A 23,071-nucleotide genomic window follows, 5' to 3' on the forward strand; every position below is an offset into this window, starting at 1 on the left:
GTGCTTTTGTTCGACAATCTTTCCGGCATGCCGCTTGCTACGTTCCCCGAGAGAGATCGCGAGCGGCCAGCCGATGGTCCGGTAACGCGAACCAACCCGATCATGGTCGGTCAACAACTGCACGTTCAATCAGGCGGTGACGCATCATGGACAATCCTTTTCAGCTCATTACCGATGCCTTCGCGCCGGATTACCAGATCAACCTGAGCATTCAGGGGCTCGACGGCAGCATCATGCTGACGCTGTCCAACAGTGGTCGCGTGGTGGCCAAACGGATGATCAGTGCCGAACAGCGCAATGATCCCAAGCGCCTCAAGCGCCTGGTGCAAAGCATTCAGTTCGGCATCGCCATAGAGCAGGGCCACAGTGCCGTGGCCATTCTCGAAGCGATGACTGACGGCGACAACCGGACGCTGCCACCGCCACCAGCCAAGGGCTTGCCGCGTCCGGCGATCGGGCTTTAAAGCTCGCCCTTTTCCACTTCGGGATGCTCGCTGGAACCCGCGCCGACCTTGCGCTGCGGGTGCTCGATCTTCACCGAAGGGAATTGCGAGGAGGCGTACCGCACCACCAGAATCGCGAACGCCAGCAGCAGGATGCCGCCGCATAGGTAGATGATGCCGATATCCGGTGGGTTGTGATGCGACACGTTGGAAATCAGCAGGCGAGTCAGTGCGGTGATGGCCACGTAGATCAGGAAGCGTACCGGCATGTGGTTGGTCTTGAAGTAGATCCCGACCATGGCGCCCAATTCCAGGTAGATGAACAGCAGCAGGATGTCATCGATCTTGATGTGTCCCTTGTCCAGCATTCCCAAAAATTCCATCACCGCCGCCCAGGCGGTTACTGCTCCAATGGCGAACAGTGCCAGGTAGTGGAAGCTTTCGACGAACAGGTTACCCAGGGATTCGGCCAGTTGGTGCACGTTCTGCCGCAGTTTCTCGGCCCAGTTGATTTTCACGGTGGTTCTTCCTTAGGTCGGTTTGACCGGATGATGCGGTTTTGACGTGACGGTTGTTTGGCATGCAGAAAAAAGGCCAGGGGTGAGAAGTGAGATGTTGGCTGGGGGATTTGAGGCACTTTGGGCATCGGAACTCCGCCCGGGCAATGTGTGTATATCCGTTTCTGGGTAACGGCGGCTTATGGTTCCGCCCTTACGGCGGGTTACTTTGAAAAGCGCAAAGTAACCAAACGCTTTTGCCCCACCACTCGGCACCTCGCCTAGGCTCGGTGTGCCCTCACTCCGGCATTGCTCCGCGGGGCGCCGCGATGGGCCATCCCTGGCCCAGCGCGGCTAAACCGGCATCCTTGCCGGTTTCCCCGCTGCGCAATGCCTGCGTTCGGCCAGCGTGGTTAACGGGGCGCCTGCAATCCACAGCTCGCCGTGGCGGCCTTCGGGCCGACCAAGGTATCAACCCGGCGCGCTGCGCTTGTCTGGTCGTGCACCGTTCCAAATTGAAATGAAGACTTGTAGAGGGATCTCAGGCAAAGGTAACCCTGGGGGAGATGATCACGTGGGAGCAAAGCTTGCTCGCGATGGCGATTTGGCATTCAACACTGATGAGGACTGGTATCTCAGAGACCTCCCTATAGCCCACCCCCAGCCAAAACGCAGCTACAGTGAAATGTCACTACCCAAATCGGCAGGATTCGCTTATCCTTTTAGCTGTATATAAATACAGTGGTCGAATACGACAACTTAATGTGAAGGCATGTGAGGTGGTGAATGGCCGTCGAAGTGGTATACCGCAGCAGCCGAGATCTGGAGCGCTTGTTCATGGATAAAGCCGAAGCTGACCGTCATGACAAAATGCTCGAACTCGCCGAATTGCTGGCTGAAGTGTTGCAAAAAGCCGTTCCGTCCCTGACCGAACAGCAAGTGGAAGAAGCCGGGATCTACATGGCGAAGAACCGCGACGTGTTCGCCAAGGCCTTCAAGAGCCAACCGGACGCCCTGTCCGAACTGTTGAGCGCGCCTGCCGAAGTGGTTGCCCCCGTTGAAGTAGCGCAAGAACCTGAAGCTGTTGAACCCGATGCCCCCGCCAAACCTGCAAAGGCGGCAAAAGCACCAAAGTAAACAGCGCCCGAATTGAACAGGTCCTGAGTCCAGCGACTCAGGGCCTTTTTCATGCCTGGGCATCAGCGATACAACACCCGCTCCGCCAGCTCATCCGCCACCCGCGCAGGGGAACGCTTTTCCGCCTGGGCATGGGCGAACACCTCGGTAAGACGGGAGCTGATTTTCGACAGGTGCGCGGTGATGGTGGTCAGCTCTTCACCACGGTGCTTGAGCGAGACGTAGATCAAACCGCCGGCATTGATCACATAATCGGGGGCGTACAAAATCCCCCGCCGCTCAAGCAAGTCGGCGACTTCGACATGGGTCAGCTGATTGTTCGCCGAGCCCGCCACCGCCGAGCAGCGCAATTGCGACACGCTGTTGCTGTTAAGGACGCCGCCCAGGCCGCATGGCGCGAGGATATCGCAGGGCGTACTGAGCAATGCATCGTTGGCGATTGGATGAGCGCCCAGTTGCTCCATCGCAAGCTGGACCTTGCCGTGGTCAATGTCGCTCACCAGCAGTTCAGCGCCGGCCGCATGCAGCTGTTCCGCCAACGCGTAACCCACATTGCCCAACCCCTGGATTGCCACGCGCAGGCCTTCAAGGTTATCGCTGCCCAGGCGTGCCATTGCCGTGCTGCGAATACCGGCAAACACCCCCATTGCAGCATGTGGCGCGGGATCACCGGCCGAGGTGGTGCTGGTGACATGCTGGGTCTGCTGGGCGATGCAATCCATGTCGGCTACCGAAGTGCCGCTGTCGATAGCGGTGATGTAGCGCCCGTCGAGCTGGTCTACGCAACGACCGAACGCTTCAAACAGCGCGGCGCGGCTTTCCACGTGCATCGGCCGGATGATCACGGCGACTCCGCCACCTTGGGCCAGGCCGGCAAGCGCCGCTTTGTAGCTCATGCCCCGGGCCAGGCGCACAGCGTCCTCGACGGCGGATTCGTCGTCAGGATAGGCAAGGTATCGACATCCGCCAAGGGCCGGGCCCAGACGGCTGTCATGAATGGCAATGACCGCCTTCAACCCGGTGACCGGGTCGACGCTCAGATGCAGCGATTCAAGGCGATTGCTCTGCATGAGAGCGAACATCGTAAGGCTCCCGAAAATCACTTCTTGTAGTCGCCAGTATAGGCTCGCGCCTGAATTTTGCTGAAGCGCGCCGGAATAAGCAGCGCTGCGGCTCAGGCATTCGGACATAACCTTCCGGGGCACTGGACGAATGAGGGAGACGGGGCTAAAACGAGGCATGTCCCGGGAGATTTTGATGACGCCCCGCCAATGCTTCTTCGAGTGCCTGCAACGATCACCGCCCGCGCTGTTCGAAGCGGCGCTGTGGATCTGTGTCGAGCATGACCAGAAGCTGAACGTCGAATCCCTACTGGCTGGGTTCAGGGATCTGCAGCAACGGGTTAGCCATGGTTTGCCAATGTTGCCGGTGAGCGAGTTGGCGCAACCGTTGCTGCGCCGCATGAATGACCTGGGGTTTGCCCAGGACGACTTCACGCCGCTGCGTCCGCAGGCGGCATTGCTGGACAAGGTGCTGACACGCCGACGCGGACAACCCCTGGCGCTGGGCTTGATCGCGCTTGAGCTGGCCCGGCGCCTGGAAATACCGATGGTCGGGGTCAATTTCCCAGGGCATTTTCTACTGCGGGTTCCGGGCGCCGACCACCTGCTTGATCCTTGCGGCGGGCGGCGTCTGTACCCGAATGATTGCCGGGAGTTGCTGCATCGCCAGTACGGTCCGAACATGAAGCTGAGCGCCGAGCATCTGGTCACCGCCGAACCGTTGCAGATGCTGCAACGCCTGTCCCGCAACCTGCGCCAACTGCATCTGGCTCACGATGATTATATCGGTGCCCTGATCGACGCCGAGCGGGTACTGGAACTGGGCAACGCCAGCGCCGCCGACTACCTGGCCCGGGCGAGCCTGTATCAAAGACTGGACTGTCCCAACGCCGAACGCTTCGACCTGGAGCATGCATTGATGCTCAGCGAAGATCCGATCCAGCGGATTCGCCTGACCGAACGGCTGGGGCACTTGCCGCCGAACACCATCGTCCACTGACACCCAATCCTGTGGGAGTAAAGCTTGCTCGCGATGGCGTCGTGTCAGTAGACATTGATGTTGAATGACACCCCGCCATCGCGAGCAAGCTGTGCTCCCACAGGTTGCAGGATGCTTATATTGGCGTGTGCAGTCAGGGAGTATCCGGCTGATTGGCCGGGTGTGCCTTGATGAATGCCGGGTGAGCCGCTGCCAGCGCCGCCACCCGGCGAATACGTGGCCAGGCCTGCGGGGAGATGTTGAAGCGCTCAGCCGCATACAGCTGCGGTATCAGATAAACATCCGCCACCCCAGGTTGCGATCCGAAACAGTACCCCTCGTCACCAATCAACTGTTCAACGGTCCCAAGCCCCTGGCTGATCCAGTGCCCGATCCACTCGACTACCTGCTGTTCATCGTGACCCAACTGCCGAAGCCTGTTGAGCACGCTGACATTATGCAGCGGGTGCACATCGCAGCCGATCAGCGCCGCGACCCCGCGCTCATGAGCGCGAGCGGCCAGATCGGTGGCCAACAGCGGCACGTGTGGATAACGTTCCTCAAGGTACTCAATGATCGCCGGTGACTGGATCAACAGATCGCCTTCATCAGTGCGCAAGGCCGGCACCCGGCCTTGCGGGTTGAGGCCCAGATACAGCGCCTGGCGGTGCTCGCCCCCCGCCGGCGCGATCAGATTGATCGGCAGCGCCTGATAGTCCAGGCCCTTGAGGGCCAGGGCAATCCGCACCCGGTAGGACGATGTCGAACGGTAATAGGTAAAGAGTTCCATCGGCCGATCCTCTTAACTCGCCGGCAGCACTTTGCCGCGGCACTCGCCAAAACCGATGGAGGCAAACCCGTCGCGGCTGCAACGGGCGCGCAGGATGATCTCGTCACCGTCCTCGAGGAATTTACGCACCTCACCACTCGCCAGTTCAATCGGCTGTTTCCCGCCTTCGGTGATTTCCAGCAGGCTGCCGAACTGACCGTTCTTCGGGCCGGACAATGTGCCCGAACCGAACAGGTCGCCCGCCTGCAACTGGCAGCCGTTGACGCTGTGATGCGCCACCATCTGCGCCACAGTCCAGTACATGTGCCGGGTGTTGCTCAGGGTCAGGCGATGGGCCGGCAGATTCTGCTCGCGCATCGCTTCGGTGAGCAGCAGGACTTCCAATTCAATGTCGAAAGCCCCGGCGGCCTGGTCACGCGGGTCGTACAGATACGGCAGCGGTTGCGGATCGCCTTTGGGACGTGCGGGCTGGGCACGGCGGAACGGCTCCAGTGCTTCAGCCGTCACCACCCAGGGAGAGATGCTGGTGATGAAACTTTTCGACAGGAATGGCCCCAGTGGCTGGTACTCCCACGCCTGGATGTCCCGCGCCGACCAATCGTTGAGCAGGCAGAAACCGGCGATGTGATCTGCGGCGTCAGCGATGGCGATCGAGTCGCCCATCTCGTTGCCCTGGCCGATCCAGATGCCCAGCTCCAGCTCGTAGTCCAGCCGTGCGCACGGACCGAACACCGGCTCGGCCTGCCCGGCCGGCAGGGTCTGGCCTTTCGGGCGCCGAACGTCGGTACCGGAGGGGCGAATGGTCGAGGCTCGACCGTGGTAGCCGATTGGCACGTACTTGTAGTTCGGCAGCAGCGGGTTGTCCGGGCGGAACAGTTTGCCGACGTTTTGCGCATGCTCGATGCCCACGTAGAAGTCGGTGTAATCGCTGATTTTCGCCGGCAGGTGCATCACGCAGTTTGCCGCCAGCGGCAGCAGCCTCGCGCCCTGGGCTTCGATTTTGCCGTGCAGGGTGCTGCCTTCTGCCAGCAACTGCAGCAGCCGCTCACGCAACGCCTTGCGCGCTGGCGTACCGGCTTGGAAAAAAGCATTCAGTTGCCCGCCGCAGGTGGCTTCGGCCGCCGCTTTGGCAGCGCCTTCGAACAGACCGGCATCCAGCGCCGCTTCCAGATCGAAGATGTGATCGCCGATGGCCACGCCACTGCGCAGTGCACCGCCGTCAATGCTGAACACGCCCAGTGGCAAGTTCTGCAGCGGAAAATCGACATGGCCGTTGGCCGAAGCAACCCAGCTGCGAGTAGTGGAAGTCTGAGTCATGGGTTATCTCCGGGTCGGGTCGAAAGTGGCGGGCAGCGTGGCCCAGCAAGTGTCGTAGTTTTTCTGTAATTGCGGGCACTCCAGGGCGAACCGGCTCGGGCGCAGGACCTGGCAGGTTTCGAACATGAAGGCCATGGTGTTATCGATTTTCGCCGGCGCCAGTTCAGCGTTGATTGCCCTGGTGCAGGTTTCGCCGTCGGGCCCATGGGCGCTCATGCAGCTGTGCAGGGACGCACCGCCCGGCACGAAACCTTCGGCCTTGGCGTCGTACTCGCCCTTGATCAGCCCCATGAACTCATTCATCAGGTTACGGTGGAACCAGGGCGGACGGAAGGTGTTCTCGGCCACCATCCAGCGTGGCGGGAAGATCACGAAGTCGAGATTGGCCAGGCCGTGGGTGCTGGTGGGCGATGTCAGGACGGTAAAGATGGAGGGGTCCGGATGATCGAAACTGACGGTGCCGATGGTGTTGAACCGGCGCAGATCATATTTGTACGGCACGTTGTTGCCGTGCCAGGCGACAACGTTAAGCGGCGAATGATCGAGCTCGCAGCCCCACAGCTGGCCGAGGAATTTCTGCACCAGGGTAGTCGGCTGCTGGAGGTTTTCGTAATGCGCGACCGGCGCCAGGAAGTCCCGAGGGTTGGCCAGGCCGTTACTGCCAATAGGCCCGAGGTCCGGAAGGCGCAGCGGCGCCCCATGGTTTTCGGCAATGTAGCCACGGGCCTGTGGGTCCAGCAGTTCGACGCGAAACTTCATGCCCCGGGGCAGCACGGCGATTTCCAGTGGCTCCAGCTCCAGCACCCCCAGCTCGGTGGCGATGCGCAGGCGACCCCTCTCGGGGACCAGCAGCAACTCACCATCAGCATTGAAGAACACCCGCTCCATGGAACGGTTGGCACGGTAGCTGTAGATGCTGATGCCGGACGGTTTTTCCGCCGCCGAGTTGGCCACCATGCTGACCAGCCCGTCGATGAAATCGGTCGGCTCATCCGGCATGTCCAGCGGGTTCCAGCGCAGGCGATTGGGCGTCACCTCGCCCAGCGGGCCGCCCGCCAGTTGGCGTTCAAGCTTGACGAATGCGGGATGATTGGCCGAGGGTTGGATGCGATACATCCACGTGCGCCGCGACTCGGCGCGGGCCATGGTGAAGGCCGTGCCAGACAGCAGTTCGGTGTACAGCCCGTACGGGGCTTTCTGCGGAGAGTTCTGCCCGATCGGCAAGGCGCCAGGCAGGGCTTCGCTGCTGAATTGGTTACCGAAACCGGACTGGTAGGCAGGCCCGGCGGCGGACGCGGTTGAATCGAGGTTCATGGAGCCTCCTGAACAGGGAGCAGGCCGTGGCCAGTCCTGCTTCGCAGAAATCTCGGCACGCCCGGGTTATTTTTATCGTAATTCGATTACGCATAACGTAATTTGATTGGTTTCTACCGTCAAGCTATAAAGACGCCCATTCGTAACAGGATCAGATCGCCTTCATGGAAACGCCGCGTAGCAACGACAAGCAGAAAGTCCGCTCGGCCGAGGTCGGCACCGACATCCTCAAGGCGCTCGCCGAGTTGTCGCCTTCGACTTCGCTGTCACGCCTGGCCGAACACGTGCAGATGCCGGCGAGCAAAGTGCATCGCTACTTGCAGGCGTTGATCGCCAGTGGTTTTGCCGAACAGAACTCCGCGACCAACCATTACGGCCTGGGCCGTGAAGCTCTTCGCGTGGGCCTGGCAGCCCTGAACAGTATGGACGTGCTGAAAGTCGGCGCCCTGCCCCTGGCCGACTTGCGCGACGAACTGAACGAAACCTGTTTCCTGGCGGTGTGGGGCAACCAAGGTGCGACGGTTGTGCACATTGAGCCCGCGGTTCGTGCCGTCACGGTGGTGACTCAACTGGGATCGGTGCTGCCACTGCTCAGTTCGTCCACCGGCCTGGTGTTTGGTGCCTACTTGCCCAAGCGCGAAACCGTGGATCTGCGCGAGATGGAGCTACAGGCAGGCAAGCCCCACCCGCTGGCGGACGATCAGGCCTACGTAACGCTGTGTGAACGCATCCGCGACCGCGGCCTGCATCACGTGCACGGGTTATTGATGCCCGGCGTCGATGCATTGTCGGCGCCGGTGTTCAACGCCGTGGGCCAGGTGGTGGCGGTGATGACCATTGTCGGCCCGGCGTCGTTGTTCCACGCCGATGAAGACGGCCCCGCAGCGCAGCGATTGCTGGCCGCTACCCGCGCCGTCAGCTGGCGCATGGGCTTTGAGCCCGCCCCTGCCCCGTGACCTCAGGATGAGGCAACCAGACTGACTGCTGACCTGGAACCGTACTCCAAGTTAAACGATGTCGGCGATCTGCCGTTGCTGCATCAAGCGCTGCGCATCGCGCAGTAGCACGAACGCCTGGGCGTCATCCGCCAAAAAGGATGGGTGGCCTGAGCGCCCAGGCTCCGCGCGGGGTATGCGGGGTGTATGGGGCGGTATCAGGGGCGTGGATGCGCCGCGCAGACACTGTTGCCGATGCTGCAACAGTGCATGTCGATAATCGCTATTTTTCCTTTGGGAACAAGGCTTTATTCTGGGTGAGCTTTCGGGGGAACAGGCTGGAGGCGCGGATCGATGGCGGTGTGTTGTTGTCCACTGCATCGTTGACCGGATTCAGATGAATTGAAGATTTTTCGGTTCATTGCACTGTGTACACAGACGTTGATTTGTAGCTCCTTGATCGAACGTCTTACTTTGGCCGCTGCGTTTGCAGCGGCCTTTTTTATGGCGTTTTTGTGGGAGCAAAGCTTTGCTCCCACAGGTGTGGCCACAGAGAAACAACCTGCGTTTACAACGAGTACTTCTGCAAATTCCCCATCATCTCCTTCAGCGCCTCGATATTATCCTTGGGATGTGCCGCCCCCTCGAAATCGCAAATCTGCTGCCAATTCGCCGCCACATCTTCCGGCGAGAACCCCACCCGCGGATCAAACCCGACGCCCAGGCTGCGTTCCCAGCGAACTTTGCCCATCCAGCCACCCCCTACCTCGAACAGCCCTGAAGTCTCCTGGCAGTTTTCACTGGCGAGGTACACCACCAGCGGGCTGACCAGCTCCGGCTTGAGTTGTTCGAACACTTGCGGCGGGATCAGGCCTTCGGTCATGCGGGTGCCGCCGGTGGGGGCGATGGCGTTGACCAGAATATTGTTCTTGCGACCTTCAATGGCCAGGGTGCGGGTCAGGCCGTAGAGGCCGAGTTTGGCCATGCCGTAGTTGGACTGGCCGAAGTTGCCGTAAATGCCGGAAGTCGACGCCGTGAAGATCACCCGGCCGTAGTTTTGCTCGCGCATGTGCGGCCAGGCCGCGCGGGTCACCTTGTAGGCGCCCTCGACGTGGACGCGGTAGACCAGGTCCCAATCGGCGTCTTCCATTTTGTGGAAGGTTTTGTCGCGCAAAATCCCGGCGTTATTGACGACTACATCGACCCGGCCGAAGGCGTCCATGGCGTGCTGGACGATTTTGTCGCCGTCAGTGACGGAGTCGTGGTTGGCTTCGGCGATGCCGCCCGCTTCGCGAATTTGCGCGACCACTCGATCAGCCGCCGAAGCGTTGGCGCCCTCCCCCTGGGCCGAACCTCCCAGGTCGTTAACCAGAACCTTCGCGCCCTGACTGGCGAACAGCAACGCGTGGGCGCGACCGAGGCCGCCGCCGGCACCGGTAATGATCACGACTTTATCTTCGAAGCGCACAGACTCACTCATGGGGGACAACTCCAGGCCAAAGGGACATGAGCCCGAGTGTCAGGCACGGGGCTGCGGGTCACAATGAAAACGGCTGGGGCTGAATAGTGCTCGATAAGGCAGGGGGATGATGCGTTAAAGCTCGCAGCCTTCGGCAGTTCCTGCAGAAACGCCGACAGCGATATTTACCGCAGATTTACGAACAGGCGACCTTGCGCGGCAGTAACACGCAATTGTCGCGGAACTCCAGGTAGTGCTTGAGCACCTGCGCAGGCGCTTCGATTTGTGGATAGTGACCAATACCGGGCAGCACGACCGTGTCGGGGTTGGGTATCAGCTGGCGATAGCGTTCGACCATGTGCCCGCCGGAAATGGGATCGGCCTCGCCATCGATCACTCGCATGGGCACTTCGTTGCGTTGCATGGCGGCGACCCAGCGATCACGCTGCGCGCGGCGCTCGGGAATGTAGCCAATGAGTTTGTGCATGATGCGCGGGCCACGGTTGCTTTCCACCAGACTCCAGAAGTCGTCCATCTCGCTCTCGCTCGGGCCACTGTGAGGGCCGAAGACATGCCGGAAACTCTTCACCAGCGCGTCCCGGTTAAAGGCCCGCCCGATCATCCAGCCCAACGGGCTGAGCAGCAGTTTCTGTACCAGCAAGGCACGATGGGTTTCAGGAAACAGGCCGCCATTGAGAAATACGCAGCTGGCCAGCTCGATGCGCGTCTCGTGGTGCCGCGCCAACAGTTCCTGGGCAACGCTGTCACCGTAATCGTGGGCAAGCACATGCACCGGGTCTGCGACTTGCAAGTGCGCGAGCAGCGCTTGCTGCAAGTCGGCTTGCTCCAGCAGGCTGTAGTCATGCTGGGTGGGCTTGGCAGAATCACCGAAGCCGAGCATGTCGCAGGCAATAACCCGGTAACGCTGGGCCAGTGGCGGCCACAGGCAATGCCAGTCCCAACTGGCGGTGGGAAAACCATGGATGAGCAGCAACGGCTCACCCTGCCCCGCCGTCCAGTAACGGATGTGCTGGCCACGGAAAATGAAGGTCTGGCCACGTTTGCGCCAGACGCACAGCGGAATCTCGGCGAGTGCCATCAGAGTTTATAACCCGGGTCGAGTTGATCGAGTTTGCGCAGCAACGCTGGCCAGGCCAGTGCACCACCCATCCCTTGAGCACTTTTGGTCACACCCGCAATCATCGCCTTGGCCCCAGCCAGAATCTGCGGCTCGATGGCGATCAACTCGGCCCGACCGTTTTGCGCCAGCACCTGGATATCGCAGGCGCGCTGGAAGATGAACATCATCAGGAAGGTATCGGCGATGCTGCTGCCACAGGTCAGCAGGCCATGGTTGTGCAGCATCAGGAAATTGTTCTGACCAAGGTCGGCTTGCAGTCGCGCTTTCTCCTCATGGTTGAGCGCGACACCTTCGTAAGCGTGATAGCCCAGGCTGGACAAGACGAACAGCGACTGCTGGCTGATCGGCAAAACGCCCTGCTTCTGCGCCGACACCGCGACACCGGCCGCCGTATGGGTGTGCAGCACGCACACCACGTCGTGACGCACTTCATGCACGGCGCTGTGGATGGTGTACCCCGCCGGATTGATCTCGTAGGGGCTGCCCATCAACTTGTTGCCGGCCTGATCCACCTTGACCAGGCTCGACGCAGTGATCTCGTGAAACATCAGCCCGAAAGGGTTGATCAGAAAATCTTCAGTGCCAGGCACTTTGGCAGAAATGTGCGTGAAGATCAGGTCATCCCAGCCATGCTGGGCGACCAGCCGATAACAGGCGGCCAGATCAACGCGAGCCTGCCATTCGGCGGCGCTGACCTGATCTTTGACGTTAGGCGGTGACGAGACGGGGGCTACGCTCACGACAAGGAACTCCTGTTCTTATTGTTCTGCACGTGACAGCAGTCTAGTCAGCCTCCGGGATTCGCGTAGTTGCATTGGCAGCCAGCTTGATGGCCGAGCGAGTCAGTTACGTAACGCCACCACCAGTTCTGCCAACCAGGGCTCGGCATCGGTTTCCGGGGTCACGCTCTCGCTGGCGTCCAGGCGCAGCATCGGCAGTACTTCACGAACGCCCAGCTCGCCGAACAGTTCACGCATCAGCTCACCACCGCCGCAAAAAGTATCGCCGTAGCTCGCATCGCCCAGGCCGATGACCGCACCCGGCAGACCGCGCCAGGCCGCCGGCAGCTGGTCGCGAATGGCGAAATAAAGCGGCTGCAGGTTGTCTGGCAGCTCGCCCATGCCAGTGGTCGAGGTTACTGCGAGCAAGGCTTCGGGGGCGAAAGCCTGCACATCAGCAAGCGTTGCCCGAGGGTTATGCCAGGTGTCGAAACCGGCCTCCTTCAAAATGCCTGCCGCGTGACGAGCGACTTCTTCGGCAGAACCGTAAACCGAGCCGGAAAAAATGGCGACTTTCATCAATCTGATCCTAATGCTGAGTAATTAAGGAGGATATTACCAGCAGGCCCACAATGGTTTCTTTTAGAATGCGAAGGTCAATCAGACAGGAAAGGATTCTCAATGATCAATGCCCAGCTGCTGCAACTGGTCATCAACGCCTCCAACGACGGTATCGTGATTGCCGAGAAAGAAGGCGATCAAGACACCATCCTGATTTACGTGAACCCGGCATTTGAACGCCTGACAGGCTATTCCAGCGAGGAAGTCCTGTACCAAGATTGCCGCTTCCTGCAGTCCGGCGACCGCGACCAGGACGCACTGGCGGTCATTCGCGAGACCTTGAGCACAGGTGGCTCATGCCGGGAAACGCTGCGCAATTACCGCAAGGACGGGACGCCCTTCTGGAACGAGCTGTCGCTTTCCACGGTAAAAAGCGAAAGCGACGGTATAACGTACATCGTTGGCGTGCAGAAGGACGTCAGCGCTCAGGTCAAGGCGCGGCAACGCATTGCCCAACTTGAGACCCAACTGGCTGAAGTCCAGGCCGAGCTTGCCGCGCTGAAAGCGACGAACGGTTAAAACAAAAAGGCGAATTAATTGTCATTAACTACAATCACCGATGACTTTGTAACTATTTCTTTCGAGTAGATCATGCAACGCGACGCGCTCCTGACGCAGGATGAGCTGGATTTCATCCAGACCATGCAACACAACCCGCAACTGAACATGCGGGATGCGACGTCGAGCCTGTTGGTAAATGGTGGTTCGCAAATCCGTGATCTGCTCACGCGCCTGGCTGCGCACGAGCAAGTCACCATCCAGGCCAATTTCGAAAATCAGCAGATGACTTTTCCGTTGCACCTGGTCGAAGACGAATTCCATGCGCTGCATCTGCGCCTCGGCGTGCCCAGCATCTACGAAGACGGGCCGATGGTGAGGCCCTGGCGCCTGGTGCTTGAGGAGCCGGTAGCACTGGAAAACGCCAACGGCCAGCCAGGTACCCTGTGGGTACATGAGGTGTCGTTCAAAGGTGTTCTGCTGGAAGTGCGCAACAAGACCAAACCGCCGAAACACTTCGCCTTGTGGTTCAGCCCGTCCGGCTATGAACGGATCGCGTTGCGCGGAACATTCGAGAAAGAAACCGAAAGCGGCTTTTTTGCTTATCAGCTAAGTCAGAGCGACAAGGACGAAACCGAGCGGCTGCGTCAGTTCATCCTTCAGCAACATCGCCTGACCCACCCCGCCCTGCACCTCTGATTTAAGTATCGAGATTGCCCGCCAGAAATTGTTTCAGGCGCTGGCGCATCACCACACCTTCACTGCCCAGGCAACCGATCGACGACTCGGCCAGGCATTCTTGCGCCAGGTCAGACGCATCACCGGCGAGGAACAACTGACAATCCAGGCTCAGGGCCAGTCGATTCAGGCGTCGAGGAAAGTCGGGGGCTGGTGCGTGATTAGACACCAGCACCAGTGCCTGCGGCTTGACCCGTTCGCAGACCAGGGTGAGTTCGTCAAAAGGCTGACCGATCGACAGGAACTGAATGGCCGAGTCGACATGGCTGAGGTACAGCGCCGTCACCAGTACCTCAAGCTCGCGGGCCTGGTCGCCCAAGGCGCAGACAATCACCCGGCGCGGTTGCATGACGCGCATCAGTTGCAGGCGCTGCAACACCCGGGAGCGCAGGAAACCGTCGAGAAATAGCCATTCGCTGGTTTGCCCGAACCCATCATGGCGCAGCAGCAACTGTTGCCACAGCGGCATGAGGATGTCCTGAAAGACCACCGCCAGTGGATAACTCGAAAAGATCTGGCCGTAGATCTGTTCCAGCAGCACTTCATCAAAACCACTGACCGCCGCCTGCACTTGCTGCTGCCACTGGGCATAGTCGGCGAGCACCAGTTCGTCAGGGATGATGTTCGCCAGGGTCTGGAGAGGTTCGGCCTTGGCCAGTATCTTGCCGACCTTGCTGACCGCTACACCGCGCTCGATCCAGCCGAGGATGCTGCGAACTTTTTCGATATCGGCCATGGAATACAGGCGATGCCCGCTTTCGGTGCGCGTGGGCTGAAGCAGCCCATAACGGCGCTCCCAGGCACGGAGGGTCACCGGATTGATTCCGGTCAGGCGACAGACCTCCCGAATGGGAAACAGGTCTTCGCGCTCCAGCGAACGCGCTTGCAGCGTAGAAGCGGCGATGTCAGTCAATACAGGCATTTCGCGGCCCACGTCCTTGCAAGAATAGGCAGTCATCTTAGCTCTACTGCCCCCTGACCATTCAAGAAATTCATGAATGACCAAAGGCGCTGGTGAATTATCCAGAATCAGGAATAATCCTTGCTTGATTCAACGCGCAGCCCATTACCCCGGTGCTGCGCCTGGCGAATCTCCTACCCGGAGAGACGCATTTGTCTTACGGAGATACACAATGTCTACTTCCCCCGTCACGCTGATGGTTGCGCGTCGAGTCGCCGATGGGCGCTATCAGGACCTGATGGACTGGCTGCGCGAAGGCGAACAGCTGGCCACCGACTTCAAGGGTTATCTTGGCTCCGGCGTGCTTGCTCCGCCGCCCGGCGATAACGAATTCCAGATCATCTTCCGCTTCGCCGACGAGCAAACCATGCACGCCTGGGAGCATTCCGCCTCGCGTACAGCCTGGCTGGCGCGTGGCAGCGACCTGTTTGCCCACCCCAAGGAGCATCGGGTCAGCGGTATTGAAGGCTGGTTCGGCGCCGCAGGTGTACGTCCGCCGCGCTGGAAACAGGCGGTGGCTATCTGGCTGGCGTTCTTTCCGGTGTCGTTGTTGTTCAACTTTGTGCTGGAGCCGTTGCTGGGCGAGCTGAGCCTTTTGCCGCGGGTGCTGGTCAGTACGCTGTGCCTGACGCCGTTGATGGTTTATTTCTTCATTCCGCTGTCGACGAAGGTACTGGCGGGATGGCTGAGTGGTGATTCTGCTCGGCGGGTGGCGGTGAAGGCTTCTGCGCAGAATCATTGAAGCCACCACCACTCCCCTGTAGGCGCGCGCTCGCTCGCGATGGTCGCCAACGATGACGCGGGGCAACAGTGTGGCTGCCGCGACGTGCAGACCATCGCGAGCAAGCTTTGCTCCCACAGTGCTCAGGTCTCAGTACTCAGGCCTCAATCCCGGAGCCTCACAGGACGGAGGTAGATCCACCCCGGCGCTGGTATAGTTTGGCTCTTACCGCAAAGCGAGCCCGACATGACCTCTTGCGCAGCCCCAATCCTCATCACCGGCGCCGGCCAGCGAGTCGGCCTGCACTGTGCGCAGCGATTGCTCGAGGAAGGTCAGCCGGTCATCTTCAGCTATCGCACCGAACGCCCCGGTGTGCAGGCCCTGCGCGATCTGGGCGCCACGGCGGTGTTCGCCGACTTCTCCAGCGAAGCCGGGATTCTCGCCTTCATCGCCGAGCTGAAAACCCACACCGACAGCCTGCGGGCCATCGTGCATAACGCCTCCGAATGGCTGGCTGAAACCCCCGACACCGACGCGCTCGCCTTCACCCGCATGTTCAATGTACACATGCTGGCGCCCTACCTGATCAACCTGCATTGTGCCGACCTGCTTGAACGCTCGAGCCCGGCAGACATCGTGCACATCAGTGACGACGTGACGCGCAAGGGCAGCAGCCGCCACATCGGCTATTGTGCGAGCAAGGCCGGGCTCGATAGCCTGACGCTGTCCTTCGCCGCGAGGTACGCGCCGACCATCAAGGTCAACGGCATTGCGCCGGCCCTGCTACTGTTCAACCCTGAAGACGACGCAGCGTACCGCGCCAAGGCCCTGGCCAAGTCCGCGCTGGGGATTGAACCCGGTAGCGAAGTGGTCTATCAAAGCCTGCGCTACCTGCTCGACAACCCTTATGTCACCGGCACGACCCTGACCGTCAACGGCGGACGGCACGTCAAGTAGACGGCCCCGCGAGGATGTTCCATGACTCTAACGCTACCCCGCAACGCCCTGTCCCAGAGCTATCGCGAGATCCTCATCGGCATTGGTGAAAACCCCGACCGTGAAGGCCTGATCGATACTCCTACGCGAGCGGCCAAGGCCATGCAGTACCTCTGCCATGGCTATGAACAGAGTGTCGAGGACATCGTCAACGGCGCGCTGTTTTCCTCGGATACCGACGAGATGATCATCGTTGCCGACATCGAGCTGTACTCGTTGTGCGAACATCACCTGCTGCCCTTCATCGGCAAGGCCCATGTGGCTTATATTCCGACTGGCAAGGTGCTGGGCCTGTCGAAGATCGCGCGGCTGGTGGACATGTTCGCCCGCCGCCTGCAGATCCAGGAAAACCTCACCCGGCAAATCGCCGATGCGGTGCAATCTGTGACCGATGCCGCCGGCGTCGCAGTCGTTATCGAAGCACGGCACATGTGCATGATGATGCGCGGCGTCGAGAAACAGAATTCGACCATGAACACTTCGGTGATGCTCGGCGCCTTTCGCGAGTCGAGCAATACCCGCCAGGAGTTCCTGCAATTGATTGGACGGAGCAAGTAGCAATGCCACAACTTCAGCCAGGAATGGCACGCATCCGGGTCAAGGACCTGTGTTTGCGCACCTTCATCGGAATCAACGAGGATGAGATCCTCAACAAGCAGGACGTGCTGATCAACCTGACGATCCTGTACGCGGCCCAGGAGGCGGTGCGCGACAACGACATCGATCACGCGCTGAACTACCGCACCATCACCAAGGCGATCATCGCTCACGTGGAGGGTAATCGCTTTGCCCTGCTCGAACGCCTGACCCAGGAAATCCTCGATCTGGTGATGCTCAACGAATCGGTGCTGTACGCCGAGGTCGAAGTGGACAAGCCCCACGCACTGCGCTTCGCCGAGTCAGTATCGATAACGCTTGCAGCCAGCCGCTAGCTGCAAGTTGCAGGCTTGAAGCGGTAAACTGCGAGCCAACGCCATCCACTTTTTACAGCTTGAAGCGTGCCGCCTGGAGCTGCCTCAGAGATTCCTATGACCGATCAACAACGCCTCGAACTCGAAGCCGCCGCTTTCCGCCGGCTGGTGGCGCATCTCGATAGCCGCAAGGATGTGCAAAACATCGACCTGATGAACCTCTCCGGGTTCTGCCGAAACTGCCTGTCCAAGTGGTACAAAGCCGCCGCCGATGAACGCCAGATCGACGTCAGCCTCGATGACGCCCGCGAAGTCGTGTACGGCATGCCGTACGCCGAGTGGAAAGGCCAATACCAGCAAGAAGCCAGCGCCGAGCAACAGGCGGCGTTCGCCAAAGGAAAACCCAATGAGTGACTTGAACACCCTGCGCGCCAGCCTGCAGAGCGGCGAACACGTTTTTGCCGACACCCTGGCCTTTATCGCAGCGGGCTACGACTACCAACCCCAGGCCTTCAGCAACGGCGGCGTGGACAACGATGCCGGCCAGAACGAAGGCTCGTGCAAGACCCTGGGCCTGGCGCTGCTGGAAGGCCTGAGCGATGAAGAGGCTCTGCTGGCGTTCGGTGAACATTACCGTTCGGTGCTAGCGACGCCCGAGGGCAGCGATCATGGCAATATCCGGGCGTTGATTGCCCACGGGCTGGCGGGTGTGAAGTTCAGTGCGCAGCCTCTGACTCGTCGCTGACCTGAAATCAAAATCAAAAGATCGTCCGGAGGCTCGGGCCGCGTTCGGACGATCTTTTGATCTTAAAAAACATCCCGACTTTTAAGATTGACCCGGCGACTTTATTTCGTTTGCCCGCCACCACCGCTCACGGCTTAGATAAAAAGAAGCATCCCTTCTTCAGAGTCGGTCACCCATGAGCAGCGAAAGCATCAGCCGTTCGATCAACGTGGTTCATCCCGTCACCCTCAGCCATGGCAAAAATGCCGAGGTCTGGGACACCGAGGGCAAGCGCTACATCGACTTCATCGGTGGTATCGGCGTGCTCAACCTCGGTCATTGCCACCCGCGCATCGTCGAAGCCATTCGCGATCAGGCCACACGGCTGACCCATTACGCATTCAACGCCGCCCCACACCAGCCCTACATCGATTTGATGGAGCGCCTCAGCGCCTTCATCCCCGTCGACTACCCCGTCAGCGGAATGCTCACCAACAGTGGCGCAGAAGCCGCAGAAAACGCCTTGAAGATCGTCCGCGGCGCCACCGGGCGTAGCGCCGTGATTGCTTTCGACGGCGCGTTTCACGGCCGTACCCTGGCCACCCTCAACCTCAACGGTAAAGTTGCGCCCTACAAGCAAAAAGTTGGCGTGCTGCCCGGGCCTGTTTACCACTTGCCCTATCCGAGCCACGACAATGGCGTGACCTGCGCTGAAGCCCTCAAAGCCATGGACCGTCTGTTCAGCGTGGAAATCGACATTGCGGACGTCGCCTGTTTCATCTTCGAACCGGTGCAGGGCGAAGCGGGCTTTCTCGCGATGGACCCGGCGTTTGCCCAGGCGCTGCGGCGTTTGTGCGATGACAAGGGTATTGTGCTGATCGCCGACGAAATCCAGTCGGGCTTTGGCCGTACCGGCCAGCGCTTCGGGTTTTCGCGCCTTGGCATCGAGCCGGATCTGATTCTGCTGGGCAAAAGCATCGCCGGCGGAGTGCCACTGGGAGCGGTGGTCGGGCGCAAAGCGCTGCTGGACGTGCTGCCCAAGGGCGGGCTGGGTGGCACCTATTCCGGCAACCCAATTGCCTGCGCGGCTGCGCTGGCGACCCTTGACGAAATGACCGACGCCCGGCTGCACAGCTGGGGGGCGCAGCAGGAAGAAGCCATCGTCAGCCGCTATCAGTCCTGGCACACCCGCCAGCTGTCGCCCTTCCTCGGGCGCCTGACCGGTGTCGGCGCCATGCGCGGCATCGAGCTGACTCATCCTGACGGCAGTCCGGCTGCAGCGCAGCTCACCCAATTGCTGGCCCTGGCGCGTGATGCCGGCTTGTTGCTGATGCCCAGTGGCAAGTCGCGCCACATCATCAGGCTGCTGGCGCCATTGACTACAGAGGCCGCCGTGCTGGAGGAAGGCCTGGACATCCTCGAGTCCTGCCTGGCACAACTGACCTGATGGCAAAATTAACTCAGGGACTGACGTAGCAAGTTATGGTCGCTTGCAGCCCCTGAATGTGCGTCGCAATACTCATTGAATACACACGATTTCGACGCTGAACTTCCACATCCTCAGATGCCTCAAGTTCGAATCGAGGACTGAATGTGTCGACCGGTACACCGCTTTCGCGGGGAAGCCCGCTCCCACACATAAGTTGCGGCGCCAGTCAGAATGCCCACAAAAAAACCGGCCGAAGCCGGTTTTTTCATTTCAACGCTCTCAGAACTTGGCGTTCTGCAGGTCGTCCAGGTAGCGCTCGGCATCCAGTGCAGCCATGCAGCCGGCACCGGCGGAGGTGATGGCCTGGCGGTAGACGTGGTCGGCCACGTCGCCAGCCGCGAAGATACCTTCGAGGTTGGTCGCGGTAGCGTTGCCTTCACGGCCGCCCTGCACAACCAGGTAACCATCTTTCATGGTCAACTGGCCTTCGAACAGCGAAGTGTTCGGCGTATGGCCGATAGCGATGAACACGCCGTCGACTTTCAGTTCGTCGAAGCTGCCGTCGTTGTTCTTCAGGCGCGCACCGGTCACCCCCATGTTGTCGCCCAGCACTTCGTCGAGCGTCGAGTTCAGCTTCAGCACGATCTTGCCTTCGGCAACGCGAGCGTTCAGCTTGTCGATCAGGATCTTCTCGGCGCGGAAGGTTTCGCGACGGTGGACCAGGGTCACGGTGCTGGCGATGTTGGCCAGGTACAGCGCTTCTTCCACCGCAGTGTTGCCACCGCCCACTACCGCCACTGGCTTGTTGCGGTAGAAGAAACCGTCGCAGGTAGCGCAGGCTGAAACGCCCTTGCCCATGAACGCTTCTTCCGATGGCAGGCCCAGGTAACGAGCGCTGGCGCCAGTGGCAATGATCAGGGCGTCGCAGGTGTAAGTCCCGCTGTCGCCGGTCAGGCTGTAAGGCTTGGAAGCAAAGTCCACGGCATTGATGTGATCGAAGACGATCTCGGTCTCGAAGCGCTCGGCGTGTTCTTTCATCCGCTCCATCAGCGCCGGGCCGGTCAGGCCGTGGACATCGCCCGGCCAGTTGTCGACTTCGGTGGTGGTGGTCAGCTGACCGCCAGCCTGCATGCCGGTGATCAGCAGTGGCTTGAGGTTGGCACGTGCGGCATAGACCGCTGCGCTGTAACCGGCAGGGCCGGAACCAAGAATAATCACTCGCGAATGACGGACTTCAGACATGACCTGCTCCTGTTGACCGGCCCAAACAACTGGCGCGGAACGCCGGGTTGCCGGCGGGAATTAAAAAGGACCGTTGAAAGCACTTGGGGAAGGCTTGGGCTCGACAGTCCTGTAAAAAGAATGGGTGCAGCTTATCGAGGGGGCGAAGATTAAGGAAATACGCAATAACAATCCAGCTCATAGGTGGTCTCTATCCGGTACCGCGACTGTATAGACTAATTTGTTAAAGCTGATGTCGACGCTGACACGGCGCTTTCGCCACCCGGGCAAAGCCGGTAAGGTCGGCGCGTTTCCCCTAGCTCGGAGCCCCTTATGCCCGCCCCCGTTCTCTCTGGCCCGCAATACCTGCGTGAAGGCCTCAAGCTGGTCCTGAGCCCCGGCCTGCGTTTGTTCGTGCTGTTGCCGCTGATGATCAACTTGATACTGTTCGTCGGATTGATCTACCTGGCCAGCCATCAGTTCAGCCTGTGGGTTGATACGCTGATGCCGTCCCTACCCGAGTGGCTGAGTTTTCTCAGTTACATCCTGTGGCCGATTTTTGTCGTGCTGGTGGTGTTAATGGTGTTTTTCACCTTCACCATGCTGGCCAATATCATCGCGGCCCCCTTCAATGGCTTCCTCGCGGAAAAAGTTGAAGTGGTGGTGCGCGGCACCGACGACTTCCCCGCTTTCAGCTGGGGTGAGCTGATCGCGATGATCCCGCGCACCCTGGCCCGGGAAATGCGCAAGCTCGGCTACTTTCTTCCCCGGGCGCTTGGGCTGTTCATCCTGTCGTTCATCCCGGTGGTCAACATCATCGCCGCGCCGCTGTGGCTGCTGTTCGGGGTGTGGATGATGGCGATCCAGTACATCGACTACCCGGCGGATAACCACAAGCTGGGCTGGAACGAGATGCTTGCCTGGCTGCGCGAAAAGCGCTGGCAGAGCATGAGTTTTGGCGGGAGCGTTTACCTGGTGCTGCTGATTCCGGTCGTCAATATCCTGATGATGCCGGCGGCCGTCGCGGGCGCAACGTTGTTCTGGGTGCGTGAACGTGGCGCGGAAAACCTGGTGACCCAGCGCTGACTGTTCACAAATCCATCATTTCTCCGTCACACCGACGACATGGCCCCAGCCGACACTGGGGTCATGACGACAGCTCTGCATATCACCCTGATCACCGAAACCTTCCCTCCCGAAATCAACGGCGTGGCCAACACCCTTGGCCGTTTGTGCGACGGCTTGCGCGCGCGCGGGCATCGCGTGGAGCTGGTGCGGCCGCGCCAGAATGGCGACCAGCAAATGGTTGGCGACGATGAGTTGCTGCTGTGCCGGGGCTGGCCGCTACCGGGTTATCCAGGGTTGCAGTGGGGGCAGTCGTCGATGCACAAGTTGCTGCGGCGCTGGCAGCACCATCGCCCGGATGTGCTCTACATCGCGACGGAAGGACCGCTGGGGTTGTCCGCGCTGCGCGCTGCACGCCGCCTGGGCATTGCGGTGGTCAGCGGGTTTCACACCAATTTCCAGCAGTACTCCAGCCAGTATGGCTTCGGCCTGCTGACCCGCCTGCTGACTCACTACCTGCGCTGGTTTCACAACCGTTCGAGCCTGACGCTGGTGCCCAGTGTGAGTCAGCGCATGGAGCTGGAGCGTCGGCATTTCGAGCGGTTGGCGTTGCTGTCCCGCGGGGTCGACAGCCAGTTGTTTCATCCGACCCGGCGTTTGCCGGCGCTGCGTGAACAGTGGGGCCTGGCCGAGCGCGACATCGCGGTGATCCATGTCGGTCGCCTGGCGCCGGAGAAAAACCTGGGCCTGCTCAAGCGGTGTTTCGACACGTTGAAGGCGAGTTATCCACAGAAGAATCTGAAACTGATCGTGATTGGTGACGGCCCGCAACGGGCTGCGCTCGAAAAGGAACTTCCACATGCGATCTTCTGCGGTGCCCAGCGAGGGGAAGTCCTGGCCAGTCACTATGCATCGGGGGATGTGTTTCTGTTTCCGAGCATGACCGAGACCTTCGGCAATGTAGTGCTTGAGGCGCTGGCTTCGGGCCTGGGCGTGGTGGCGTACGATCAAGCTGCAGCGGCCCAGCATATTCGCCATGGCTACAACGGGGTGCTGGCGATGCCTGGGGATGAAGATGCGTTTTGCGATGCGGCGGCATGGTTGCTGGAGGAGCGCGAGACATTGCGCTGCGTGCGTCTGAACGCCAGGCAGCATGCCAGTCGCCAGGGCTGGCCGGCGATTATCGAGCAGTTTGAGGGGCAGTTGCGGGGGGCTTGTGTGGGGGAGCACGTGGTGCCAAATGCACCAACCTCACCCTGAACCCAGGGTGACATTGAGTCAGTCATCGCCAGCAGGCTGGCTCCCACAAGGGGTCTGCGGTGTACTCAAAACCTGTTAAAGCCAGCCTGCTGGTTCACAGGGATCTGCGGTGTACACAAAACCTGTTAAAGCCA

The 23,071-nt window shown here is 60.3% G+C and carries 25 protein-coding genes and 1 pseudogene; 15 read left to right on the forward strand and 11 right to left on the reverse strand.

What is annotated here, in order from left to right; translation table 11 throughout:
* The first annotated feature begins 146 nt into the window (after positions 1 to 146).
* The gene (locus tag AAEZ09_RS08325) at positions 147 to 464 is read left to right on the forward strand and encodes a DUF3509 domain-containing protein (protein WP_045061402.1); all 318 of its coding nucleotides are present in this window, start codon (positions 147 to 149) and stop codon (positions 462 to 464) included.
* Here AAEZ09_RS08325 and AAEZ09_RS08330 read toward each other — a convergent pair.
* Positions 461 to 961: a phosphate-starvation-inducible protein PsiE gene (locus AAEZ09_RS08330; protein ID WP_045061403.1), complete on the reverse strand. Its 501-nt coding sequence runs from the start codon at positions 959 to 961 to the stop codon at positions 461 to 463. The two genes, AAEZ09_RS08325 and AAEZ09_RS08330, sit on opposite strands and share 4 nt — an antisense overlap.
* A 765-nt stretch (positions 962 to 1,726) precedes the next feature.
* Here AAEZ09_RS08330 and AAEZ09_RS08335 point away from each other — a divergent pair.
* A pseudogene (locus tag AAEZ09_RS08335) lies at positions 1,727 to 1,981 on the forward strand (YebG family protein); the annotation flags it as partial.
* A 158-nt stretch (positions 1,982 to 2,139) separates the two neighbouring features.
* Here AAEZ09_RS08335 and AAEZ09_RS08340 read toward each other — a convergent pair.
* Positions 2,140 to 3,159 carry a Glu/Leu/Phe/Val dehydrogenase family protein gene (locus AAEZ09_RS08340; RefSeq protein WP_045061405.1) on the reverse strand — a complete coding sequence of 340 codons (1,020 nt, stop codon included), beginning with the start codon at positions 3,157 to 3,159 and terminating at the stop codon, positions 2,140 to 2,142.
* A 175-nt stretch (positions 3,160 to 3,334) separates the two neighbouring features.
* On the opposite strand from AAEZ09_RS08340, the gene AAEZ09_RS08345 reads away from it, so the two are divergent.
* Complete coding sequence (locus AAEZ09_RS08345) at positions 3,335 to 4,138, forward strand: SirB1 family protein (RefSeq protein ID WP_045061406.1); 804 nt, start codon at positions 3,335 to 3,337, stop codon at positions 4,136 to 4,138.
* Positions 4,139 to 4,271: 133 nt separating this feature from the next.
* Here AAEZ09_RS08345 and maiA read toward each other — a convergent pair whose 3' ends face one another.
* The 3 genes from maiA to hmgA are packed head-to-tail and all read right to left on the reverse strand — an operon-like array spanning position 4,272 to position 7,538.
* Positions 4,272 to 4,907: a maleylacetoacetate isomerase gene (maiA, locus tag AAEZ09_RS08350; protein WP_045061407.1), complete on the reverse strand. Its 636-nt coding sequence runs from the start codon at positions 4,905 to 4,907 to the stop codon at positions 4,272 to 4,274.
* A gap of 12 nt (positions 4,908 to 4,919) precedes the next feature.
* On the reverse strand, positions 4,920 to 6,224 hold the full coding sequence (gene fahA, locus AAEZ09_RS08355) for a fumarylacetoacetase (protein WP_350599008.1): 1,305 nt from the start codon (positions 6,222 to 6,224) through the stop codon (positions 4,920 to 4,922).
* A gap of 3 nt (positions 6,225 to 6,227) precedes the next feature.
* Positions 6,228 to 7,538 carry a homogentisate 1,2-dioxygenase gene (hmgA, locus tag AAEZ09_RS08360; RefSeq protein ID WP_350599010.1) on the reverse strand — a complete coding sequence of 437 codons (1,311 nt, stop codon included), beginning with the start codon at positions 7,536 to 7,538 and terminating at the stop codon, positions 6,228 to 6,230.
* A gap of 164 nt (positions 7,539 to 7,702) precedes the next feature.
* On the opposite strand from hmgA, the gene AAEZ09_RS08365 reads away from it, so the two are divergent.
* Positions 7,703 to 8,494, forward strand: coding sequence for an IclR family transcriptional regulator (locus tag AAEZ09_RS08365; protein ID WP_045061410.1), 792 nt, complete (start codon positions 7,703 to 7,705; stop codon positions 8,492 to 8,494).
* A gap of 547 nt (positions 8,495 to 9,041) precedes the next feature.
* Here the strand turns inward: AAEZ09_RS08365 and AAEZ09_RS08370 are convergent.
* The 4 genes from AAEZ09_RS08370 to AAEZ09_RS08385 form a co-directional block, all read right to left on the reverse strand.
* Positions 9,042 to 9,953, reverse strand: coding sequence for an SDR family oxidoreductase (locus AAEZ09_RS08370; RefSeq protein ID WP_045061411.1), 912 nt, complete (start codon positions 9,951 to 9,953; stop codon positions 9,042 to 9,044).
* A 175-nt stretch (positions 9,954 to 10,128) separates the two neighbouring features.
* The gene (locus tag AAEZ09_RS08375; RefSeq protein ID WP_205892967.1) at positions 10,129 to 11,031 is read right to left on the reverse strand and encodes an alpha/beta fold hydrolase; all 903 of its coding nucleotides are present in this window, start codon (positions 11,029 to 11,031) and stop codon (positions 10,129 to 10,131) included.
* Positions 11,031 to 11,813: a class II aldolase/adducin family protein gene (locus AAEZ09_RS08380; RefSeq protein ID WP_350599012.1), complete on the reverse strand. Its 783-nt coding sequence runs from the start codon at positions 11,811 to 11,813 to the stop codon at positions 11,031 to 11,033. The genes AAEZ09_RS08375 and AAEZ09_RS08380 overlap by 1 nt, the downstream gene beginning before the upstream one ends.
* Positions 11,814 to 11,915: 102 nt before the next feature.
* On the reverse strand, positions 11,916 to 12,371 hold the full coding sequence (locus AAEZ09_RS08385; protein WP_045061414.1) for a flavodoxin: 456 nt from the start codon (positions 12,369 to 12,371) through the stop codon (positions 11,916 to 11,918).
* Positions 12,372 to 12,473: 102 nt separating this feature from the next.
* Between AAEZ09_RS08385 and AAEZ09_RS08390 the strand changes: the two genes are divergently transcribed.
* The gene (locus tag AAEZ09_RS08390; RefSeq protein ID WP_045061415.1) at positions 12,474 to 12,932 is read left to right on the forward strand and encodes a PAS domain-containing protein; all 459 of its coding nucleotides are present in this window, start codon (positions 12,474 to 12,476) and stop codon (positions 12,930 to 12,932) included.
* A 72-nt stretch (positions 12,933 to 13,004) separates the two neighbouring features.
* Positions 13,005 to 13,610 carry a hypothetical protein gene (locus AAEZ09_RS08395; protein ID WP_122837544.1) on the forward strand — a complete coding sequence of 202 codons (606 nt, stop codon included), beginning with the start codon at positions 13,005 to 13,007 and terminating at the stop codon, positions 13,608 to 13,610.
* Between the two features lies 1 nt (position 13,611).
* Here AAEZ09_RS08395 and AAEZ09_RS08400 read toward each other — a convergent pair whose 3' ends face one another.
* Positions 13,612 to 14,571 (reverse strand): MerR family transcriptional regulator, encoded by a 960-nt coding sequence (locus AAEZ09_RS08400; protein ID WP_350599255.1) that lies wholly within the window; start codon positions 14,569 to 14,571, stop codon positions 13,612 to 13,614.
* Positions 14,572 to 14,782: 211 nt separating this feature from the next.
* On the opposite strand from AAEZ09_RS08400, the gene AAEZ09_RS08405 reads away from it, so the two are divergent.
* The 7 genes from AAEZ09_RS08405 (at position 14,783) to AAEZ09_RS08435 (ending at position 19,409) form a co-directional block, all read left to right on the forward strand.
* The gene (locus tag AAEZ09_RS08405) at positions 14,783 to 15,352 is read left to right on the forward strand and encodes an antibiotic biosynthesis monooxygenase (RefSeq protein WP_045061418.1); all 570 of its coding nucleotides are present in this window, start codon (positions 14,783 to 14,785) and stop codon (positions 15,350 to 15,352) included.
* Between the two features lie 225 nt (positions 15,353 to 15,577).
* Positions 15,578 to 16,288, forward strand: a complete 711-nt coding sequence (folM, locus tag AAEZ09_RS08410) for a dihydromonapterin reductase (RefSeq protein ID WP_350599015.1) — start codon at positions 15,578 to 15,580, stop codon at positions 16,286 to 16,288.
* Between the two features lie 21 nt (positions 16,289 to 16,309).
* Complete coding sequence (gene folE / locus AAEZ09_RS08415) at positions 16,310 to 16,885, forward strand: GTP cyclohydrolase I FolE (protein WP_045061420.1); 576 nt, start codon at positions 16,310 to 16,312, stop codon at positions 16,883 to 16,885.
* A 2-nt stretch (positions 16,886 to 16,887) separates the two neighbouring features.
* Positions 16,888 to 17,259, forward strand: coding sequence for a dihydroneopterin triphosphate 2'-epimerase (gene folX / locus AAEZ09_RS08420; RefSeq protein WP_045061421.1), 372 nt, complete (start codon positions 16,888 to 16,890; stop codon positions 17,257 to 17,259).
* Positions 17,260 to 17,355: 96 nt separating this feature from the next.
* Positions 17,356 to 17,652 carry a DUF1244 domain-containing protein gene (locus AAEZ09_RS08425; RefSeq protein WP_045061422.1) on the forward strand — a complete coding sequence of 99 codons (297 nt, stop codon included), beginning with the start codon at positions 17,356 to 17,358 and terminating at the stop codon, positions 17,650 to 17,652.
* On the forward strand, positions 17,645 to 17,983 hold the full coding sequence (locus AAEZ09_RS08430; protein ID WP_350599017.1) for a HopJ type III effector protein: 339 nt from the start codon (positions 17,645 to 17,647) through the stop codon (positions 17,981 to 17,983). Before AAEZ09_RS08425 ends, AAEZ09_RS08430 begins: the two co-directional genes overlap by 8 nt.
* Before the next feature lie 175 nt (positions 17,984 to 18,158).
* Positions 18,159 to 19,409 carry a 2-aminoadipate transaminase gene (locus tag AAEZ09_RS08435; protein ID WP_350599019.1) on the forward strand — a complete coding sequence of 417 codons (1,251 nt, stop codon included), beginning with the start codon at positions 18,159 to 18,161 and terminating at the stop codon, positions 19,407 to 19,409.
* Positions 19,410 to 19,670: 261 nt separating this feature from the next.
* Here AAEZ09_RS08435 and trxB read toward each other — a convergent pair whose 3' ends face one another.
* The gene (trxB, locus tag AAEZ09_RS08440; protein WP_122837533.1) at positions 19,671 to 20,633 is read right to left on the reverse strand and encodes a thioredoxin-disulfide reductase; all 963 of its coding nucleotides are present in this window, start codon (positions 20,631 to 20,633) and stop codon (positions 19,671 to 19,673) included.
* A 312-nt stretch (positions 20,634 to 20,945) separates the two neighbouring features.
* On the opposite strand from trxB, the gene cysZ reads away from it, so the two are divergent.
* Together cysZ and AAEZ09_RS08450 are read left to right on the forward strand one after the other, a co-directional pair.
* Positions 20,946 to 21,698, forward strand: coding sequence for a sulfate transporter CysZ (gene cysZ / locus AAEZ09_RS08445; RefSeq protein ID WP_045061430.1), 753 nt, complete (start codon positions 20,946 to 20,948; stop codon positions 21,696 to 21,698).
* A 39-nt stretch (positions 21,699 to 21,737) separates the two neighbouring features.
* Entirely contained in the window at positions 21,738 to 22,937 is a 1,200-nt protein-coding gene (locus AAEZ09_RS08450; protein ID WP_350599022.1) for a glycosyltransferase family 4 protein, read from the forward strand.
* The last annotated feature ends 134 nt before the right edge of the window (positions 22,938 to 23,071 follow it).

The sequence above is a fragment of the Pseudomonas sp. 65/3-MNA-CIBAN-0223 genome, from assembly GCF_040310425.1.
GTDB classification, from domain to species: domain Bacteria; phylum Pseudomonadota; class Gammaproteobacteria; order Pseudomonadales; family Pseudomonadaceae; genus Aquipseudomonas; species Aquipseudomonas gregormendelii.

Bases quoted from the DNA above. Each gene is read 5' to 3' on its own strand.
- cysZ (WP_045061430.1), top strand. From the start codon at position 20,946: ATGCCCGCCCCCGTTCTCTCTGGCCCGCAATACCTGCGTGAAGGCCTC.
- AAEZ09_RS08375 (WP_205892967.1), bottom strand. From the start codon at position 11,031: ATGGCACTCGCCGAGATTCCGCTGTGCGTCTGGCGCAAACGTGGCCAG.
- hmgA (WP_350599010.1), bottom strand. From the start codon at position 7,538: ATGAACCTCGATTCAACCGCGTCCGCCGCCGGGCCTGCCTACCAGTCC.
- fahA (WP_350599008.1), bottom strand. From the start codon at position 6,224: ATGACTCAGACTTCCACTACTCGCAGCTGGGTTGCTTCGGCCAACGGC.
- AAEZ09_RS08395 (WP_122837544.1), top strand. From the start codon at position 13,005: ATGCAACGCGACGCGCTCCTGACGCAGGATGAGCTGGATTTCATCCAG.
- maiA (WP_045061407.1), bottom strand. From the start codon at position 4,907: ATGGAACTCTTTACCTATTACCGTTCGACATCGTCCTACCGGGTGCGG.
- folX (WP_045061421.1), top strand. From the start codon at position 16,888: ATGCCACAACTTCAGCCAGGAATGGCACGCATCCGGGTCAAGGACCTG.
- AAEZ09_RS08370 (WP_045061411.1), bottom strand. From the start codon at position 9,953: ATGAGTGAGTCTGTGCGCTTCGAAGATAAAGTCGTGATCATTACCGGT.
- AAEZ09_RS08365 (WP_045061410.1), top strand. From the start codon at position 7,703: ATGGAAACGCCGCGTAGCAACGACAAGCAGAAAGTCCGCTCGGCCGAG.
- AAEZ09_RS08345 (WP_045061406.1), top strand. From the start codon at position 3,335: ATGACGCCCCGCCAATGCTTCTTCGAGTGCCTGCAACGATCACCGCCC.
- folM (WP_350599015.1), top strand. From the start codon at position 15,578: ATGACCTCTTGCGCAGCCCCAATCCTCATCACCGGCGCCGGCCAGCGA.
- AAEZ09_RS08340 (WP_045061405.1), bottom strand. From the start codon at position 3,159: ATGTTCGCTCTCATGCAGAGCAATCGCCTTGAATCGCTGCATCTGAGC.
- AAEZ09_RS08400 (WP_350599255.1), bottom strand. From the start codon at position 14,571: ATGCCTGTATTGACTGACATCGCCGCTTCTACGCTGCAAGCGCGTTCG.
- AAEZ09_RS08405 (WP_045061418.1), top strand. From the start codon at position 14,783: ATGTCTACTTCCCCCGTCACGCTGATGGTTGCGCGTCGAGTCGCCGAT.
- AAEZ09_RS08450 (WP_350599022.1), top strand. From the start codon at position 21,738: ATGGCCCCAGCCGACACTGGGGTCATGACGACAGCTCTGCATATCACC.
- AAEZ09_RS08430 (WP_350599017.1), top strand. From the start codon at position 17,645: ATGAGTGACTTGAACACCCTGCGCGCCAGCCTGCAGAGCGGCGAACAC.
- AAEZ09_RS08425 (WP_045061422.1), top strand. From the start codon at position 17,356: ATGACCGATCAACAACGCCTCGAACTCGAAGCCGCCGCTTTCCGCCGG.
- folE (WP_045061420.1), top strand. From the start codon at position 16,310: ATGACTCTAACGCTACCCCGCAACGCCCTGTCCCAGAGCTATCGCGAG.
- AAEZ09_RS08435 (WP_350599019.1), top strand. From the start codon at position 18,159: ATGAGCAGCGAAAGCATCAGCCGTTCGATCAACGTGGTTCATCCCGTC.
- AAEZ09_RS08390 (WP_045061415.1), top strand. From the start codon at position 12,474: ATGATCAATGCCCAGCTGCTGCAACTGGTCATCAACGCCTCCAACGAC.
- trxB (WP_122837533.1), bottom strand. From the start codon at position 20,633: ATGTCTGAAGTCCGTCATTCGCGAGTGATTATTCTTGGTTCCGGCCCT.
- AAEZ09_RS08385 (WP_045061414.1), bottom strand. From the start codon at position 12,371: ATGAAAGTCGCCATTTTTTCCGGCTCGGTTTACGGTTCTGCCGAAGAA.
- AAEZ09_RS08325 (WP_045061402.1), top strand. From the start codon at position 147: ATGGACAATCCTTTTCAGCTCATTACCGATGCCTTCGCGCCGGATTAC.